This is a genomic window from Pedobacter sp. V48 (assembly GCF_000523515.1).
GTDB lineage: Bacteria > Bacteroidota > Bacteroidia > Sphingobacteriales > Sphingobacteriaceae > Pedobacter.
Genome location: NZ_AWRU01000030.1, coordinates 44,506 through 60,010, shown reverse-complemented (window position 1 = coordinate 60,010; position 15,505 = coordinate 44,506). Strand labels below are relative to the sequence as shown.

Genomic DNA, 15,505 nt, shown 5'->3' with positions numbered 1-15,505 from the left:
TATGTACCTAAACGTTCATTCCCAATATAGCCTGCGTTATGGTACTATGTCTATCGAAAAGCTCATAAAGGAAGCTGCTTTTCGAGGGATTACGCAGATGGCGCTTACAGATATCAATAACTCTACAGGAATTATGGAGTTTATGAGAGCATGTAATAAGAACGGCATTAAACCCATTGGAGGTATTGAATTTAGACGAAATAAGCAATTACTTTATATTGGGGTCGCCAAGGATAAGGAGGGAATGAAGGAGTTAAATGATTTCCTGACTGAGCATAACCTGGAACAGAAGGAGCTGCCCGACAAGGCAAAACCCTTTAAAAATGCAATTGTAATTTATCCATATGCAGATGATATTGCAACGGAACCATTAGGAGAAAATGCATATCTGGGAATTCGCTATGATGAGCTACATAGCCTGCATGGTAAAGATATCAGTCATATAAAAAATAAATTACTTGTATTACAGCCTGTTTTTGTGGCCAATAGGCTCGAATACCGTTTACATGAGTATCTGCGAGGAGTAGATTTAAATACACTGCTGACAATGATTGTACCTGAAGATAAATGTAGAAGCACTGATATGTTCCTGCAGGCAGGAGAGCTGGAAGCTAAATTTAGTAAATACGCTTTTATCCTGGACAATACACGGAAACTGATGGATAGTTGCAGGATGAATTATGAGCAGGGGAAAGTGCACTTAAACCTTAAAACTTTTACAGGGAGTAAGGATGATGATAAAGCATTGCTTGAAAAGCTGGCAATGGGAGGTCTGATTTATCGTTATGGAAAGAACAATAAGGAGGCACTGAAAAAAGTAGAGAATGAGCTAAAGGTAATTAATGACCTGGGATATTGTGCCTATTTCCTGATCACCTGGGATATTATTTGTTATTCTATGTCTAAGGGTTATTATCATGTAGGCAGGGGATCAGGAGCCAATAGTACTGTGGCTTTTTGTTTGCGTATTACTGACGTAGATCCACTGGAACTTGACTTATATTTTGAGCGGTTTCTGAATGCACAACGTACCTCGCCCCCAGACTTTGATATTGATTATTCCTGGGATGAGCGTGAAGATGTGCAGGATTATATTTTTAAGCGTTATGGAAAAGATCATACTGCGTTGCTAGGCACGATGAGTACCTTTAAAGACCGCTCTATTATTCGTGAGATTGGTAAAGTAATGGGCCTGCCAAAAGCTGAGATTGATGGTTTTACAGATCCGGCTAAAGCTGTGGAAAATAGAAAGAACCCTACTTTTGAAAAGATTACAGCCATATACGAAATCATGAAGGAGATGCCCAATCAAAGAAGTATTCATGCTGGGGGTGTGCTGATTTCGGAAGAACCAATTACCTATTACACCGCACTAGATTTACCGCCCAAAGGAATGCCCACTGTACAATGGGATATGTACGAGGCGGAGGCAATTGGTTATGATAAATACGATATACTAAGCCAAAGAGGGATAGGACATATCAAAGAAGCAGTGAGGTTGGTGGAGGAAAACCAGCAACATAAAATAGATATCCATCAGGTAAAAGCGTTTATGAACGATGCTAACCTAAATAACAAGTTGAAATCTGGCAATAGTATTGGTTGTTTTTATATCGAATCGCCTGCTATGCGGCAACTGCTCACCAAGCTGGGTTGTGAGAATTACCTGACATTGGTTGCAGCCAGCAGCATTATTAGACCGGGGGTTGCACAATCAGGTATGATGAAGGCTTACATTCAGAATTTTCATAGACCAGAAGCCGTAGAATACCTGCACCCTGTAATGAAGGAACAGCTGGAAGATACTTTTGGGGTAATGGTTTATCAGGAGGATGTGATTAAAATCTGTATTCATTACGCGGGGATGGATGGTACGGATGCAGACATTTTGAGACGGGGGATGAGTGGGAAATATCGTTCGAAAATAGAATTCAATAAACTGGTAGAAAAGTTTAATGAAGGAGCAAAGGCATTGGGCAGGTCGGAGGCCATTACGGCTGAGGTATGGAGGCAGGTATTCTCTTTTGCGGGCTATAGTTTCTCTAAAGCACATTCGGCAAGTTTTGCAGTAGAAAGTTATCAGAGTTTACATTTAAAAAACTACTATCCCCGTGAGTTTATGGTTGCTGTGCTGAATAATTATGGCGGGTTTTATACGCGTTGGTTATATGTTCATGAATTGCAAAAAGCGGGTGCAAAGGTGCATTTGCCGTGTGTAAATATAAGTACTACTGTAGTGTCCATTAAAGGGACTGACGCTTACCTGGGACTTATTGGTATACAAGGGCTTGAGAACAGATTTATAGAATTGATTCCTGAGGAGGTTAAGCGAAATGGTGCATTTATTGATCTGGAGGATTTTGTAAAACGCACAGGGATGGGGCTGGAACAGGTAATTATTTTGATTAGGGTGGGAGCTTTAAGGTTTACAGGTAAGAGTAAGAAAACTTTGTTGTGGGAGGTGCATATGATGTTGGGTGGTAAAGTTAAGCCTGTTAATCATGCAGAACTTTTTCATTTGGAAAGCAAACATTATATACTGCCGGAGCTGATTAATACCAAGCTTGAAGATGCATATCATGAGTTGGAACTGCTTGGGTTTCCTTTGTCGCTTTCCATGTTTGATCTATTGAAAACCCCATACAGGGGGGATGTGCGTACAAACAACCTGATTCAATATGTTGGGCAAACGGTAAAAATGGTGGGATTGTATGTTTGTGAAAAGACTGTGCATACGAAGAACAATAAGAAAATGTGGTTTGGTACTTTTCTGGATGCAGATGGAAATTTCTTTGATACTACGCATTTTCCAAACAGCACACCTACTTATCCTTTTAGGGGAAAAGGTTGCTATTTGATATTGGGTAAGGTAGTGGAGGATTTTGGTTTTCCAAGTGTTGAGGTAATCAGGTTTGCAAAACTACCTATCGTTGATAATCCTGTAATGGATTGAGTTTGATTAAATACAAAATTTGGAATTTTATTTTTTATAGGACAGAATGCCAAACAAAAAATTGCTGAAAAGTTAATAGCCGGAAAAAGTGCGGAATGTATAGTATTCTTTGTTTTTGAATCAAGAGAATTGGACTTTTGTTAATAGAATTGTGTGCCTAAATTGTAGTCTCATAAATAAATTTTTGCTCAGCACTTTTCGTTTTAATTATGTCTATTAAGATTTGTAGACATGCTTATATTTGGTTTTTAGGCATTGTTGTTCCTGCATCGAACAACAATGCCTTCCTTAAAGCATTCGCACGGAACTTTATTTATCAGCTGTCCTGATTCAATTTCGAAGTCTTCTTTGTATCCTTCATAAAAATGTAAACCATCAGAGATATGAAAATACAGGTGGTAATGTACCAATAGTAATATTCTTCATGGTTCCAGTCTTTTAATTGCAAGGCGATATATTCAGCTGATCCACCAAAGATGGCAACAGTTAGCGCATAAGGTAATCCAACACCCAGTGCTCTAACCTGGGCAGGAAATAATTCAGCCTTTACTACTGCGTTAATACTAGTATAACCACTAACTATAATTAATGCTATCATTAACAGAAAAAAAGCCTGCCACTGTGATGTAGTGTGGCTTAGTGTAGTAAGCAATGGAACTGTGCATATTGTGCCTGATACGCCAAAAGCGATAAGGAGTGGCCGCCTTCCTATTTTGTCGGACAGAGCCCCGAATAAGGGCTGTAAACATGCAAAGATAAATAACGTTAAAAACGACATCAGTGTAGATTGTTCTTTTGTCATGTGTACAGTATTAACAAGGAACTTTTGCATATAAGTTGTATAGGTATAGAAAGCGAGGGTACCACCCAGTGTTAATCCTATTACGGTAATTACTGCTTTGGGATGTTTTAATAATTCTTTTATGGTTCCTTTCTTTTCACTTTCGCGTTGCTTTTGGTTTTCGAATGCTTTTGTCTCGTCGAGGTTTTTTCTAAGATAAAGCGCTACAATAGAAAGGATAGCACCGAATACGAAAGGAATACGCCAGCCCCATTCCTGAAGCTGAGTTTCGGATAGTAATATTCTTTGCAGTATTAATTGAATAGCGAGGGCTAGTAATTGACCCCCAATTAACGTCACATATTGAAAGCTTGAATAAAATCCACGCCTGTTTTTAGTGGCCATTTCGCTTAAGTAGGTTGCAGATACCCCATACTCGCCACCAACACTTAAGCCTTGAAGCAATCTTGCAGTTAACAAAAGGATAGGTGCTATAATGCCAATGGTTTTATAGGTTGGCGTTAGTGCAATTAGAAAAGAACCCAGCGACATCAATAATACAGAAAGTGTCATAGATTGTTTACGGCCAACACCATCGGCAATACGACCAAAAATATAGCCTCCAAGTGGGCGCATTAAAAAACCTAAAGCAAATATCCCCGCGGTATTAATTAGCTGTACAGTGGGATTCCCTTCGGGAAAAAAGGAAGCGGAAAAATAGATTGCGAAAGCAGAGTAGGCATACCAATCGTACCATTCTACAAGATTGCCTATGGAGCCTCCAAAAATAGCTTTTAGTCTTCTTGCCGAGATTTTATCATCATTTCCTTCCATAGGTTTTATAGTTAAATGCAATTTATATAGTTTGATCTTTATATCTGCAAAAATGGATCAACTAAAAATTTTTAAAGGCGTATACAATATTTTGTTTTTAAATGCGTCTTTATATGGAGAGCGTTAATTTAGATATACAGGAATGGTCGGTAGGATCATTCCTGTTTTCTTTTTATAGCCTATGTAGTTGTAATATAATTGTAACTATATTCCATGGTTATTTGATGAACGAATTAATTTGTATCTTGTATTGTTTATTTTTTATCTGTAAAGCAGTACGTTATGAATCAAAAAGAAATCAAAGACGAGTATGTTAACGCAGTTAACAAGATCGAAACCATTCTTAAATTTGATAAGCATGTTTATCCTACAGCGACCGATTTTATTGGTCACCTTTTGAAGCTATCTAAAAGTCATCATTTTGAAGTTTTAACAAAAGATGGTTCTAAACTGGAAGATGCTATTAATGGGTAATGTCTTTGATAAGAGTCATAAACCTGGTAATACTTCTGTTCATTGTAAACTGTGCTTCCGGACAAATTAAAAATGTTCAGGAGGTAGTTGATTCCTGTGTCAAACAGCGAAACTTTAACGGCGCAGTGCTGATTGCAAAGAATGGAAAAATTGAGTATTTAAAATATACGGGAATAGCAGATAGGGTTAATGATATCAGGTATTCCGAAAGTACAAGATTTCACATTTGGTCTTTAACCAAAACATTCACTGCTGTACTGATCATGCAGCTTTATGAACAAAAAAGAATAAATTTAGATTCAACAATCTCTACATATTATCCTGAATATAAGGGCGAAGCCGGAAGAAAAGTTACTATCAGGAATTTGCTTACCTATAGTAGTGGAAGATTTCATAAAGATATTAGTTCTCCGGAAATGATACATGAGGCTTATGATAAAACAATCTGGCCTCTGGATACTTTTATAAATAAATTCCTTTCAGAAAAATTAATAGATACACCAGGCACTAAATTCAATTATAATAATGGTGACTTCATTATTCTGGGTAAAATAATAGAGAATATTTACGGAAAAAGTTATCAGCAGGTACTAAAAGAAAAAATATTATTACCCTTAAAAATGTTCCATACAGATTATCTTCATCATGAGGACATCATAAAAGGGATAGATCATGGGTATTCAAATAGAGATTCAAGCGTAAAAGATCTTTATATGCCAACGAATTATTATATGGATAATTTCTATTCCGCGGGAGCTATGTACTCAACGCCGCAGGATTTGCTGTTGTTTGATCAGGCAATTTTTAATCATAAAATATTAAAACCTGAGACGGTGGATGTAATGCTTAAGGGGGATGAAAAGCTTGGAGATGTTGCTTTTGGATTTTGGGTATACCCTAAGAAATTCGGAAATGTAAATACCATATTTGCTGAAAGGCAGGGAGCAGGGTACGGACATAATGCGAACTGGGTACACCTTGTTGACAAAGGTCTTACCTTTATTTTCTTATCAAATACCAGTACGACTGATCTTAATAAGATGCGCCTAAAAGTAATTGCTGCTTATTTGGGCCAGAAATAGTTTGTTCCTCGTGTTAAGCATATTGGTTGATGAGCTGCTGTAATTGCGTTGCCTGAACAACTCCAGATTGCCTCCAAAGAATTTTACCTTGTTTAAAGAGTATAAAGGTAGGTACACCTTGCACACCGTATGCAGCAGCAGCGGCTTGATTCTTGTCGACATCTATTTTTAGAATGGTTGCAGTCTCTCCGACTTGTTTTTTTAACGTGTCCAGAATGGGCGCCATAACTTTGCATGGGCCACACCATGTAGCATAAAAATCGACAAGTACCGGTTTATCACCTTTAATGATTTCTGAGAATGTAGCCATAGTGTTATTAGTTTAATGTTATGTTATTCTAAGCAACAAACAGAATGCCACATACCTGAATGGGATTTCTAATATATAAATTGATAGCTTTGTAAACTAGATTTTAATGATATGATTAGATATTGCTTTATACTGTTTATGATGATCCAACTGAACAGTTTTGCACAAGATTATAAAACACAGATTGCAACTCATCGTGATAATTATAAAGCGGATTTTTTGAAAGATCCCCGTTCACCACTAAAAGAAGATGATCTAAAGAATTTGCATTTTTTTGAGGCAGATAGTAACTATAAGGTAAAAGCAAATGTAGAACTTTTAATGAATGAAACATCATTCCAAATGCCAACTTACACCGGTACTAGCAGGGAATATATCCGTTATGCAATTCTTAGTTTTAAATTAAATGGCGAAGCTCAGAAGCTTACAATATATAAAAGCATTTCATTATCTAAAATTGCGGAATATAAGGATCATTTATTTTTGCCATTTACTGATGAAACCAACTCAGAGGAATCATATGGTGGTGGGAGGTATATTGACTTAAGCAGTCAGGATATTTCAGGGAATTTTATTGAGGTTGATTTCAATAAGGCCTACAACCCTTATTGTGCTTATAGCGATGGTTATCAATGTCCTAAACCTCCGGCAGAAAATGAGCTGAAACTTAAGGTTAAAGCTGGTGAAATGATTTATACCGGAGATAAAAAACATAAATAATCTCTTTTGATAGAATTAAAAATCAGAGTTAATTGATTTAATCAACTAACTCTGATAAGCATAAACCATATTTAGATTTGCTGTCTGCTTATCTTTAATACGCTTTAAATGATCTTGGAACAGCTCGTGCTCAGTTTGTGAGGCAGTTGCTAGCGCCGCTTGTTTGTAGTGCTCTTTTGCTGTAGCGAAGTCTTGTAATTCCTCGGCATTTAAGCCAAGGCTCTCATGAATGTGAGCTTTACAAACTCCCGGAACAGTTAATGCCTTTTTAGCTATGTTTTGAGCTAATTTATGCATTTTTAATGTGATCAACAGCTTTAGATAATGTTCATAAACATCAGGGAAATCAGCCTCCAGTTCTATGCACTTTTTATAATAGTAGCCGGCAGTTTGGTAATTTTTGAACTGATAATAATAAAAACTACCCAATTGATAATATGCTCTGGCATACTCCGGATCTGAATTAACGATTTCATGAAAAAAGTGAAGCGCTTTTGGCAGCTCGCCATAATGAAGTTCTTCTATTGCCTGCAGATACTTTTCTTCTACAGTGTATAAAATGTCCATAAGGATATATGTATGATTTGCTAAGGATTAAATAGCCATAGCAAATTGATTATAATAAAATAAATGATTTTTGTTTAGGTCTTAGCGTATTCTAGTTAAAACTAAAATCCATACCCAAGCCCATGAGCCAAAGAGACCGGCTTATGTTATTTTTTTGGATATGTTTAAGACGTAGCATGATTTTATTTTTTTACAAATGTAGTTAATTTTTTTATTTAAAAACAGACTGCCATAGGGTTGTCAGTGGGGGTTGTTTTCTTTGTATAAGAAATAAGATTAACCACTAAAAACCCTACATTATGACTATGATTAACACAGCCACAGAAACAGTTTCGGCACCTTTATTTATTAATTCTAATGCTTTATTGGACCATTGGCAAGGTCATCGCAGACTTACAAGACGTGTGATTGAGGCTTTTCCAGAAGATAAATTATTTAATTATTCTGTTGGAGGGATGCGTCCGTTAGCCGGTTTGATAAGCGAAATTACAAGCATGTCTGGTCCGGGCATAAAAGGCATTGCTACCGACGAGTGGACAACCATAAATGAAATGGATCATCATACTGGGAAAACTGAGGTGAATTCCAAGGAAGCGCTGTTAAAGGAATGGGATAGGATTACAGATGAGATTAATACTTACTGGGCACAGATTCCAGAAGAGAAATTTCAGGAAGTAGTGTTGGCATTTGGCCAATATGAAGGAGAGGCTTATGGTATTATCCTTTATTTTATCGATAACGAAATTCATCACCGTGCACAGGCTACTGTTTATTTGCGCAGTTTAGGTATAGAGCCGCCAGCATTTTGGAACAGAGATTAATTGCCTAAATTGCATGCATGGAAAAAATCTATGGTGATCATGTAAATCTATTAACAATACCCGGGGAAGCATTTTTTCATCCGGGTTTTTTTATGGAGGATGATAGTTATATGTATCTGGATAGGTTAACTGAGGAAACCAAATGGAAACAGGAACCCATAAAGATTTTCGGAAAAACTATTCTTCAGCCTCGTTTTACTGCTTTTTATGGAGATGATGATGTTAGTTACGCTTATTCTGGTATTAAGATGAATGCTTTGCCGTGGACAGCTACCTTACAGAGAATAAAAGAAAGCATTGAAACTGCTTTTGATACCAAATTTAATGCCTGCTTGTTGAACCACTATCGCGATCGTAAGGATTATATGGGGTGGCATAGAGATAATGAAAAAAATCTGGGTAAATTTCCTGTGATTGCTTCCGTTAGCTTTGGGGCATCAAGAATTTTTCAGTTCAGAAATTATAAAGATAAGCTGCCAATTGTTTCTATTGAATTAACCCACGGTAGCTTGCTGATTATGAAAGGTGAGACCCAACACTACTGGGAGCATAGGCTTCCGAAGACGGTAATTGAAACTCAACCTAGAATTAATTTGACCTTTAGAACAATTAAAATTTAGTGGTCTTGGTTACTCTATTCATACCAAATAGAAAAAATATTGTTGTAATTAAGTCAGAAAAACATTTGAAGTTTTAATTGTATCTTAAACCCATTACTTTTGTTAACACTGTTAACTAAAATTAAACTAGTATGGGAATTGCAGAACGTAAAATCAGACAAAAGGAAGAGTTCAGGGCTAGCATACTTGAAGCTGCCTGGCTACAAGTGCTCACTGACGGCTGGCAATCTTTATCTATTCGTAAAATTGCTGATGCCATTGAATACAGTATTCCGGTCATCTACAATCATTTCGAAAATAAGGAAGCCATTCTTTTAGAATTTACTAAAGAGGGGTTTCAAAAACTCGCAGATGCGCTACTCGAAGTAAAGAATAAATATACTGAACCATCCGAACAACTGGAGGCAATTGCTCACGCTTACTGGGACTTCGCCTTTGAACATAAGGAATACTATCAGTTAATGTTTGGCCTTGGAATACCTGCATGTGAAATGGTAAATCAAATTGCCGAAATGAAATACATGACAGGTATTATGATCACAACTATTCAGGAAGCAATTGCTTCTAGTAATAATACCGAAACCAACTATTTTCTAAAGTATCATACTTATCTCTCAATTCTGCACGGTTTGGTTTCAATAGAGATGATCCAGAAGGTAGGAAAGCCTGATCCGGAGAAGAAATTGATCCTTCAGGATGCGATTTCGGGATTTATTAAATCACTTACAATTAAATAATCATCAAAATTTCTATATTTATCATTAACTGAAAAACTGAAAGTTTAAACATGAGAAAACTATTTAACACTAATTTCAACAATGAGGGCGTACATTTTATGCTGCTTATTACACGTATTGCTATTGCCGCATTTATGCTTACACATGGTCTTCAAAAATTACCATGGCTTTTGGCAGGAGGTGAGATTCAGTTTGCTGATCCTATAGGTCTTGGTCAAACAGCTTCTCTAGTATTAACCGTGTTCGCTGAAGTTGTATGTTCAGTTTTAGTTTTGTTAGGTCTGGGAACCAGATTTGCCGTAATACCTCTGATTATACTTATGCTTGTAGCCGCTCTTGTTATTCACGCACCGGACGCATTTGAGAAAAAGGAACTTGCATTCCATTACCTGCTTACGTACTTATTTTTACTTGTTGCTGGTCCTGGTAAATATAGTATTGATCATTTGATAAGCCGTAATATGAATGGCCGCAGACGGTAGTGAAAAATCTATTTGTATAATTTTACTGAATAATCCGTTATAGCTGTTATGAAAAAGATATTATTAGTTTGCCTGATGGCGATAGGGATAGCTGGTTGTGGTATAAACAAACAGGCGCGACAAATAAAAGCACTTGAAAGATGTAAATATAGGATCACTTCTGCTGATGAGATTACTCTGGCGGGAGCTGATGTCAAAAAGATGATCAGCAATCAGGATATTAATTTGGGTAGCCTTCCAGGACTAGCTCTGGGATTACTGAGAAAAGATGTTCCATTAAGAGCTCGTTTGAACCTGGAAGTGAAAAACCCTTCAGGTGATGATGCTTCCATTAATCAGTTTGAATACAAAATATTAATTAACAGACAGGAGCTTGCTACTGGTTTTGTAAATCAGGAAGTAAATGTTGCTGCAGGACAGGCTACAGTAGTACCTGTTGACATGGAGATAAACGTCTATCCGTTTATCTCTGACAGCAAGGTAATGAGGGAGATCACTGAGTTTATTCAATCTGGAAAGAATGGACCCGAAAAGAAAGGGATACTTACACTTAAAATCAGACCAAGTATTAAAGTGGCCGGTGGATTAGTGAAATATCCGGGTTTTATTACTATTGATAAAGAAGTAAGCAGTAAAATTCTCCTATAAGAACCGTAGTATTTTTGCAGGATTGTTACGGAGTTTAGTTTTTAATAACACTTCGGATTAATGTTTTTTAATTATTTTCGGGCTATCTTGAGGTTACATAAAATGTAATCTAAGATGTGTATATGAAGTTACGTTTATGCCTGTTCCTGCTTACTGTACTGGTTCCTTCGCTAATTAAAGCCCAGAATATGCAGCAGCTTAATGCTGCTGAGATTAAACAAGGCCTTGAAGGATTGAATGTTGTTGGTAGTGTGTTATATATTGCCGCACATCCTGATGATGAAAATACCCGTTTATTGGGCTATCTGGCGAAAGAGAAAAAAGTTAGAGCTGGTTATTTATCATTAACCAGGGGTGATGGGGGACAAAATCTGATCGGTAATGAACAGGCTGAATTACTTGGGCTGATCCGTACCCAGGAATTGTTGGCTGCCAGACGTACAGATGGTGCAGAACAGTTCTTTACAAGAGCAAACGATTTTGGGTTTTCGAAGAATTCTGATGAGAGTTTTAAGATCTGGGATAAATCAAAAATACTGGCAGATGTAGTCTGGGTGATTCGTAAGTTTCAGCCGGACGTGATCATTACCCGCTTTCCCGAAGATTCACGCGCAGGCCATGGACACCATTCTGGTTCTGCAATATTGGCTCATGAAGCTTTTATAGCAGCAGCTGATCCTAAGCAATTTCCCGAACAACTTGCTTTTGTAAAAACATGGCAGACAAAACGTATTCTTTGGAATACCTTTAACTTTGGAGGGAATAATACGACCTCAGATGACCAGTTAAAAATTGATGTGGGCGGGTATAATGCTTTATTGGGTAAAAGTTATGGAGAAATTGCTGCCGAAAGTAGATCTAATCATAGAAGTCAGGGCTTTGGTTCTTCCAGACAACGTGGATCAGCTATAGAGTTTTTTAGTTATGTAGCTGGTGAAAAGGCTTCGAAAGATATATTTGAGGGGGTAGATTTTACCCTTAACCGAAATTCTGGAAATGGAGAGGTACAAAAACTTGTTTCTGAAATAAATGCAGAATACGATGTTGCCGATCCATCTAAATCGGTAATAAAACTTTTAAAGCTAAAACAACTGGTAAAAGGAAGGCCTTTTAAACAAGATTTACTGGATGATTTGATCCTCGCATGTGCGGGAATCTGGTTTGAAAGCGCTGCGGCAAGTTCATCTTACGCGTTAGATGCCCCTGTTGATGTTAGAATACAGGCCATTGCAAGGGCTAAACAAGGTTTTCCCTTAAAGATTAGTATTGAGGAAATTAATAGCAAAGCTTCTTTTGATTTGCCGCTTAATCAATTCGTTTCTCAGGATAAAACTATATCAACCTCGGGCGTGGGAATTACTCAGCCTTATTGGTTGGAAAAGAAACATACTTTAGGTTCGTATGTAGTTGATTCATTATCAAAGATAGGCCTTGCAGAAAACCCGATAGGTTTAAGTGGTCTGTTCCGGATCAAAATAGGTAATCAGGTGATTGAAAAGAAACGGCCAGTAGTTTATAAATATACAGATCAGGTCCGTGGTGAAATTTATAAACCTTTGGTAATTGCGCCTCCTGTTACCGCTACAATGAGTGAAAAGGCATTTGTTTTTATTAATAATGAGCCTAAAAGAATAGCTATTCAGCTCAGAAGTTTTAAGGATAATGCAGTAGGTATATTAAGGCCCGCAGTTCCCACGGGATGGAAGGTTACTCCTGAAAATATTAGTTTTAACTTGGTTAAAAAAGGTGAGGAACAGACTGTTGAATTTACAATTACCCCGGCTGGAAATAAGATTAGCGGTAATTTAGTTTTAAATGTAGTTGTTGATGGCAAAACATATAATCATGCTTTACATGTAATAGACTATGAGCATATACCCACTCAAACACTTTTTCCGTTTGCTGAGGCAAAGGTAGATAAGGTTGATTTAAAGTTGGCAGGAAAACGCATAGGATATATAGCGGGAGCGGGAGATTTAGTTCCTGAGTCACTAAAACAGATTGGTTATGAAGTAATTAATTTAACCGCAGGACAGGTTATAAATGGAGATCTTTCGGGATTTGATGCAATAATTACTGGTGTTAGATTATATAATGTAAGTGAACAGATTAAAAGCATGCAGCCAAAACTGATGAAGTATGTAAATGATGGTGGGACTTTATTGATTCAGTATAATGTAAATGGCCCTTTGCGATTAGATAACTTAGGCCCATACCCTTTCGGCTTGTCGCGAGATAGGGTAACAGAAGAAGATGCCAAAGTTACAATACTAAAATCTAATGATCCTGCTTTGAACTATCCTAATAAAATTACAGATAAAGATTTTGAAGGCTGGGTACAGGAGCGGGGATTGTATTTTGTTACCGATGTTGATCAAAAGTACAGAACCCTTTTGAGTATGCATGATGATGGTGAAGGAGAGAAGACAGGGTCTTTAATTATTGCAGATTATGGCAAGGGTAGATTTGTTTATACTGGCTTATCATTTTTTAGACAGCTACCCGCTGGTGTACCTGGTGCTTATAGACTCTTTGTGAATTTAATATCAGTTAAGAAGTAATATAATAACAGCATGGCAGAACATGACAACCCGGTACCAGAGAAACCAGAACAAGAGCTACCGCCTTTTGTTAAAACCTGGAAACAGTTTTACCGGTTGCTGATAGGCTGGCTTGTATTCCTGATCCTGATCTTTTACGCATTTACAAAATACTTCGAATGAGTGTTATAGACTGGGCGGTATTAATTGTTACACTCGTTGTAATTGTAGTTTACGGCATTTATAAAAGTCGTGGGGCTCAAAATATTCAGGGCTATTTGCTCGGTAATCAATCTTTGCCCTGGTACCATGTTTGTCTGTCAGTTATGGCTACACAGGCCAGTGCCATTACTTTTTTATCTGCACCTGGATTGGCGTANMWSWTCNRGGATSMGMTTTGTACAATTTTATTTTGGTGTACCCCTGGCAATGATCGTTTTGTGTATCACTTTTGTACCTATATTTCATCGTTTAAAGGTGTATACAGCTTACGAATATCTTGAACAACGGTTCGACCTTAAAACAAGAGCTTTAACTGCATTTCTTTTTCTTGTGCAAAGAGGGCTTTCTACTGGTATTACCATTTATGCCCCTTCAATTATCCTTTCTACTATTTTAAACATCAATACTACTTATACAACTTTGTTTATTGGAAGTCTGGTAGTATTTTATACTGTTTATGGGGGTACAAAAGCAGTTTCTTATACGCAGATGCTTCAAATGAGTATCATATTTTGTGGTTTGTTTGCTGCGGGTATTATGGTAGTTCATTTACTGCCAGCAGATATTGGCTTTGTGAAAGCGATAAACATAGCTGGTAAAATGGGCAGGGCAAATGCAATAGACTTTACCTTTGATCCGAATAATCAATACACTGTATGGACAGGTTTACTGGGAGGTTTCTTTTTACAATTATCGTATTTTGGAACTGATCAGAGTCAGGTTGGCCGTTATTTATCAGGTGCATCTGTTAGCCAGAGCAGACTGGGGTTATTGATGAATGGCCTTGTTAAAATACCTATGCAGTTCCTGATATTGCTGATAGGCGTGTTGGTTTTTACTTTTTATCAATATAATAAACCACCTATATTCTTTAACAGTTTTGAGTTGAACAAGCTGGAGAATAGTAAGTATAATCCTGAACTGAATAAAATAAAGGCAGACTATGATGTGGCTTTTAAAGAAAAACAGCTTGAGGTTAACAAAATGAATATTGCTTTGGACAAAGATGATAAATCGTTGATTGACCAGCAGAGAAAGGCATTGCAACAGGCAGACGAGAAGGAGAAGTCGATAAGAAAACAAGCTACAGACTTAATGGTTAAGAATGATGAGCATGCAAATACAAAAGATAATAACTATATATTTTTAAGTTTTGTAACTCAATATTTGCCACAGGGACTTATTGGGTTATTGATTGCTATTATATTCCTTGCTTCTATGGGCTCTACAGCAAGTGCCTTAAATTCATTAGCATCTACAACAGTAATTGATATTTATAAGAGATTGATTAAGAAAGATGCTTCAGATCATGAATACTTGCAGGCTTCCAGACTTGCTACAGTGTTTTGGGGTGTGATTTGCATTGTTATGGCACTTTACGCAAGTAAGATAGGTAATTTGCTGGAGGCTGTGAACATACTTGGTTCTTATATTTATGGTACCATCCTTGGTGTTTTTTTAGTTGCTTTTTATGTGCGGCATGTAAATGGTAGGGCTGTATTTTTTGCAGCTTTAGCAACGGAACTGGTGATTATAATTATTGGTAAACTTGATCTTGTTGCTTACCTATGGCTAAATGTGATTGGGTGTTTATTGGTAGTTCTTTTGTCGGTAATTATTCAGAGTATCATGAAGAAAACAGGAATTGCCGGGGGAGAAAAATAATATTTAATMTSWTMCGATNTTTTTTTAACTGCTTTCGTTTTAACTGTTT

14 protein-coding genes and 1 pseudogene are annotated in these 15,505 nt (G+C 37.0%); 12 read left to right on the top strand and 3 right to left on the bottom strand.

The annotated features are described in order from the left end of the window. The first annotated feature begins 1 nt into the window (after position 1). The gene (locus tag N824_RS20305; protein WP_048906980.1) at positions 2–2,953 is read left to right on the top strand and encodes a DNA polymerase III subunit alpha; all 2,952 of its coding nucleotides are present in this window, start codon (positions 2–4) and stop codon (positions 2,951–2,953) included. A 316-nt stretch (positions 2,954–3,269) separates the two neighbouring features. Here the strand turns inward: N824_RS20305 and N824_RS20300 are convergent, their stop codons facing one another. Further along, on the bottom strand, positions 3,270–4,568 hold the full coding sequence (locus N824_RS20300) for an MFS transporter (RefSeq protein WP_048906979.1): 1,299 nt from the start codon (positions 4,566–4,568) through the stop codon (positions 3,270–3,272). Positions 4,569–4,850: 282 nt separating this feature from the next. Between N824_RS20300 and N824_RS20295 the strand changes: the two genes are divergently transcribed. Together N824_RS20295 and N824_RS20290 are read left to right on the top strand one after the other, a co-directional pair. After that, positions 4,851–5,042, top strand: a complete 192-nt coding sequence (locus tag N824_RS20295; protein WP_048906978.1) for a hypothetical protein — start codon at positions 4,851–4,853, stop codon at positions 5,040–5,042. Next, positions 5,042–6,124, top strand: a complete 1,083-nt coding sequence (locus N824_RS20290; protein WP_084498406.1) for a serine hydrolase — start codon at positions 5,042–5,044, stop codon at positions 6,122–6,124. Before N824_RS20295 ends, N824_RS20290 begins: the two co-directional genes overlap by 1 nt. A gap of 13 nt (positions 6,125–6,137) precedes the next feature. On the opposite strand, the gene trxA is transcribed toward N824_RS20290, so the two are convergent. After that, on the bottom strand, positions 6,138–6,434 hold the full coding sequence (gene trxA, locus N824_RS20285; protein WP_048906977.1) for a thioredoxin: 297 nt from the start codon (positions 6,432–6,434) through the stop codon (positions 6,138–6,140). 138 nt (positions 6,435–6,572) lie between these two features. Here trxA and N824_RS20280 point away from each other — a divergent pair, with 138 nt between their 5' ends. After that, positions 6,573–7,154, top strand: coding sequence for a DUF1684 domain-containing protein (locus N824_RS20280; protein ID WP_048906976.1), 582 nt, complete (start codon positions 6,573–6,575; stop codon positions 7,152–7,154). Between the two features lie 45 nt (positions 7,155–7,199). On the opposite strand, the gene N824_RS20275 is transcribed toward N824_RS20280, so the two are convergent. Continuing rightward, positions 7,200–7,721 (bottom strand): hypothetical protein, encoded by a 522-nt coding sequence (locus N824_RS20275; protein WP_048906975.1) that lies wholly within the window; start codon positions 7,719–7,721, stop codon positions 7,200–7,202. Between the two features lie 299 nt (positions 7,722–8,020). On the opposite strand from N824_RS20275, the gene N824_RS20270 reads away from it, so the two are divergent. The 8 genes and pseudogenes from N824_RS20270 (at position 8,021) to N824_RS20240 (ending at position 15,456) form a co-directional block, all read left to right on the top strand. Continuing rightward, on the top strand, positions 8,021–8,542 hold the full coding sequence (locus N824_RS20270; RefSeq protein WP_200869918.1) for a DinB family protein: 522 nt from the start codon (positions 8,021–8,023) through the stop codon (positions 8,540–8,542). A 17-nt stretch (positions 8,543–8,559) separates the two neighbouring features. Further along, positions 8,560–9,162: an alpha-ketoglutarate-dependent dioxygenase AlkB gene (locus N824_RS20265; protein WP_048906973.1), complete on the top strand. Its 603-nt coding sequence runs from the start codon at positions 8,560–8,562 to the stop codon at positions 9,160–9,162. Between the two features lie 131 nt (positions 9,163–9,293). Beyond that, positions 9,294–9,899, top strand: coding sequence for a TetR/AcrR family transcriptional regulator (locus N824_RS20260; protein ID WP_048906972.1), 606 nt, complete (start codon positions 9,294–9,296; stop codon positions 9,897–9,899). 50 nt (positions 9,900–9,949) lie between these two features. After that, a complete protein-coding gene (locus N824_RS20255) occupies positions 9,950–10,381 on the top strand; it encodes a DoxX family protein (RefSeq protein ID WP_048906971.1) in 432 nt (143 codons plus the stop codon). A 48-nt stretch (positions 10,382–10,429) separates the two neighbouring features. Next, positions 10,430–11,029 carry an LEA type 2 family protein gene (locus N824_RS20250; RefSeq protein ID WP_048906970.1) on the top strand — a complete coding sequence of 200 codons (600 nt, stop codon included), beginning with the start codon at positions 10,430–10,432 and terminating at the stop codon, positions 11,027–11,029. A gap of 122 nt (positions 11,030–11,151) precedes the next feature. Beyond that, positions 11,152–13,590: a PIG-L family deacetylase gene (locus N824_RS20245; protein WP_048906969.1), complete on the top strand. Its 2,439-nt coding sequence runs from the start codon at positions 11,152–11,154 to the stop codon at positions 13,588–13,590. 12 nt (positions 13,591–13,602) lie between these two features. Continuing rightward, positions 13,603–13,752 carry a hypothetical protein gene (locus N824_RS33205; RefSeq protein ID WP_172659566.1) on the top strand — a complete coding sequence of 50 codons (150 nt, stop codon included), beginning with the start codon at positions 13,603–13,605 and terminating at the stop codon, positions 13,750–13,752. Further along, positions 13,749–15,456: pseudogene (locus N824_RS20240) on the top strand (sodium:solute symporter). The gene N824_RS33205 and the pseudogene N824_RS20240 overlap by 4 nt, the downstream one beginning before the upstream one ends. Positions 15,457–15,505 lie beyond the last annotated feature (49 nt).

Excerpts from the sequence above, each read along its gene's own strand:
- N824_RS20305 (WP_048906980.1), top strand. The coding sequence starts at position 2 with ATGTACCTAAACGTTCATTCCCAATATAGCCTGCGTTATGGTACTATG.
- N824_RS20300 (WP_048906979.1), bottom strand. The coding sequence starts at position 4,568 with ATGGAAGGAAATGATGATAAAATCTCGGCAAGAAGACTAAAAGCTATT.
- N824_RS20295 (WP_048906978.1), top strand. The coding sequence starts at position 4,851 with ATGAATCAAAAAGAAATCAAAGACGAGTATGTTAACGCAGTTAACAAG.
- N824_RS20290 (WP_084498406.1), top strand. The coding sequence starts at position 5,042 with ATGTCTTTGATAAGAGTCATAAACCTGGTAATACTTCTGTTCATTGTA.
- trxA (WP_048906977.1), bottom strand. The coding sequence starts at position 6,434 with ATGGCTACATTCTCAGAAATCATTAAAGGTGATAAACCGGTACTTGTC.
- N824_RS20280 (WP_048906976.1), top strand. The coding sequence starts at position 6,573 with ATGATGATCCAACTGAACAGTTTTGCACAAGATTATAAAACACAGATT.
- N824_RS20275 (WP_048906975.1), bottom strand. The coding sequence starts at position 7,721 with ATGGACATTTTATACACTGTAGAAGAAAAGTATCTGCAGGCAATAGAA.
- N824_RS20270 (WP_200869918.1), top strand. The coding sequence starts at position 8,021 with ATGACTATGATTAACACAGCCACAGAAACAGTTTCGGCACCTTTATTT.
- N824_RS20265 (WP_048906973.1), top strand. The coding sequence starts at position 8,560 with ATGGAAAAAATCTATGGTGATCATGTAAATCTATTAACAATACCCGGG.
- N824_RS20260 (WP_048906972.1), top strand. The coding sequence starts at position 9,294 with ATGGGAATTGCAGAACGTAAAATCAGACAAAAGGAAGAGTTCAGGGCT.
- N824_RS20255 (WP_048906971.1), top strand. The coding sequence starts at position 9,950 with ATGAGAAAACTATTTAACACTAATTTCAACAATGAGGGCGTACATTTT.
- N824_RS20250 (WP_048906970.1), top strand. The coding sequence starts at position 10,430 with ATGAAAAAGATATTATTAGTTTGCCTGATGGCGATAGGGATAGCTGGT.
- N824_RS20245 (WP_048906969.1), top strand. The coding sequence starts at position 11,152 with ATGAAGTTACGTTTATGCCTGTTCCTGCTTACTGTACTGGTTCCTTCG.
- N824_RS33205 (WP_172659566.1), top strand. The coding sequence starts at position 13,603 with ATGGCAGAACATGACAACCCGGTACCAGAGAAACCAGAACAAGAGCTA.